We start from the raw sequence: 2,459 nt of genomic DNA on the forward strand, positions 1-2,459 counted from the left end.
TTCTCGCTCTACGCTTCGCTCGGCTTCGACGTTCGCGAGCCGCTCGCCTGCATGCAAGGGCGCATCACGGAACGCCACATTCCGGGTTGCGCCGTGCGGCCGGCCACTCCCGCCGATGCCGCCGCCTGCAATGCTCTCTCGCAGCGGCTTCACGGATTCGATCGCGGCGCCGAGCTAGCGGCAGCTATCGTGCAGGGCACTGCGCGTGTGGTCGAGCGCGGCAAACGCATCACCGGATACACCACCGCCCTCGCCTTTTTCGGCCATTCCATGGCGGAGACCAACGTGGACCTTCAGGCGCTCATCGCGTCGGCAGAATCCTTTACAGGGGCGGGAATCCTCGTGCCATCACGCAACAACGTTCTGTTGCGCTGGTGCCTGGCAAACGGCCTGCGCGTTGTCCAGCCCATGACGCTCATGAGCACCGGACTGTACAACGATCCGGCGGGCGCGTGGCTGCCGTCCATATCTTTTTAAAGCAGTCGCATTCACGGCCCGCAGGCCGATCCGTCAACGCACCAGTACGCCCGTCCGCGGGAAGCTGAACGCTCCCGCGCGGTCGTCGATCACGTTCACCTGGCAGGTGTACTGCCCCGGCTTCATGTCTTTCAGCGGCACATCGAACTGGAACGCGATCGTGTTGCGCGAAGGATCGGTCAGCTTCGTCGCCTCCACCAGCGGCGTCTCGAATACCTTCGTTGAACCCGAAAGGAATTCAATCGAAGTAAGCAACCGCGGCGATTGCGTTTTAGCATCGGCCGATTTCGTGTCTGGAGCATAAACTTCATACAGCAGATACAGGTGCCCATCCTGCCGGAAGACGTGCGCCACATTCGGCACCCATAGTTGGCCATCCTGAATGAGCGGATTCGCCTGCTTGGTCTTCGGCGCAGCCTGCCTTTGACTTGCAAGCAATACGGACGACAGCTTCATTGGCGCCTTCGCCAGGTCCGGCACCGTGATGTCCGTCTCAAACGAGCCCATGTGCCCGGTCTCGTTCTCGCGCACCACAAATTTCACGTGATACTTGCCCGGCGGCAGCGTGAAGCTCGTCGTGTACTGCACGTTTTTCCGCGACACCTGCTGTTGCTGGTCGATCGCCAGCTTCACCGTCTGCCGCACCTCGCCCTCGGCGCGGCCGGCCATGTCCTTCACCTCGCCGATGATGTCGATCGTCGCCTTGTCCCGGTCGCCGCCCTTCACAAACGGAATCTGCGAGCCCGGCACGATCAGCGACACCGGAATGTAGTAGCGCTCGGGCGCCAGCTCAAAGTAGTACGCCGCCATGTACACCGGCACATCGGTCGCCGGCAGATCGCTCTCCAGTTGCTCGGTCAACTGGCGCTCCCGATCCTCGTGGTTGGAGTGCTGGTAGTCCGCCGGCGCGTAATACCCCGGCCGGTACTCGAGTTTCACATCGGTCCGGTTCAACTTGATCTGCAGCTTGCGATAGCGCCCATCGCGCGCCGTGTTGCTGGAGCGGAATCCGATCACGTAGTACTGCGCGGTGTCGTTCTCCATCGCTTGAAAGGCCGGCGCGAAGTCGTTCGAGTCGCCGTAGAATTTGCCCCCGGTGTCCGCAGCCAGCGTAGATAACACCTCCTGCGAATTGAAATTCGCATCCAGATTGTTCTGGAACGCCTGGCCGTTGTACGAGCTCGCGCCGCGGATCGATCCCGTCGACGCATCGCCCAGCGGCGAGATCGCCTGCAGCCCGCGCATGTCCACGCTGTAGATCGACAGGTTTGCCCGCACCGCCGAATTTGTCGCCGAACGCAGCGAGGCCTCGTTCTCGATGCCATCACGCTGGATGCCTCCCGAGAAATAGAGCAGCGCTTTCTTCTGATTGATGTAAGCCAGAGACTTCGCAATCTGCGCAATTGCGTAGAGTTGGCGATCGGTATTCAGGTCGTTGTATTCGCTCTCATCCGGGGTAAAGCTGCTCGCGTCTTCCACCTGGTTAGTCGTCGAAGTGGCGCCGGCCTGGAATCCCGACTGCTGCGTGCCGTCGTAGCTCGCGACAGCCGCGAGCAGCGCCTGTTTGTTCGCGGTAAAGTCCTGGTTCACGCTGAGTGAATCACTCAACGACACCGCCGCTACCAGATCCGCCGGTTGCATCTGCCGGTTAATGTAGTTTTTCGCCGCCTCGATCGAGCGTGTCAGGTCATCCGGCTGCATCGACGTGAGATCAAAAAAGAGGATGACCAATCGGTGATTGCGCAGTGCATCGCCCGTCACCACGCCCGTGCCGTTGCCCTGGCCCAGCACCAGTTGCCCTTCCTTCCCGCTCACCGTCGCTTCATGCAGTGGAGTGGCCTGGTCGATGCTCTGGAAATCGAAGGTCTCAATCTTCTGCGGCTTACCGTTCTCGAGAACCGTGAAGTCCTTGGCCGTCAACCCCTGCACCACAGCGCCGGTGTGCTTGTTGTCGCGCACCACCACATTCGTCAATACCAGGT

General features: G+C 61.0%; 1 protein-coding gene and 1 pseudogene. One reads left to right on the forward strand and one right to left on the reverse strand.

All coding sequences use genetic code 11. The features are described from left to right. Window positions 1–477 (forward strand): annotated as a pseudogene (locus WCA53_RS24705) (GNAT family N-acetyltransferase); the annotation flags it as partial. A 33-nt stretch (window positions 478–510) separates the two neighbouring features. Here the strand turns inward: WCA53_RS24705 and WCA53_RS24710 are convergent. Further along, window positions 511–2,459 (reverse strand): VWA domain-containing protein (locus tag WCA53_RS24710; RefSeq protein WP_423916615.1); only part of this gene is annotated, 1,949 nt, incomplete at its 5' end.

This window comes from Caballeronia sp. (assembly GCF_049581465.1).
In the GTDB taxonomy this organism is placed as follows: domain Bacteria; phylum Pseudomonadota; class Gammaproteobacteria; order Burkholderiales; family Burkholderiaceae; genus Caballeronia.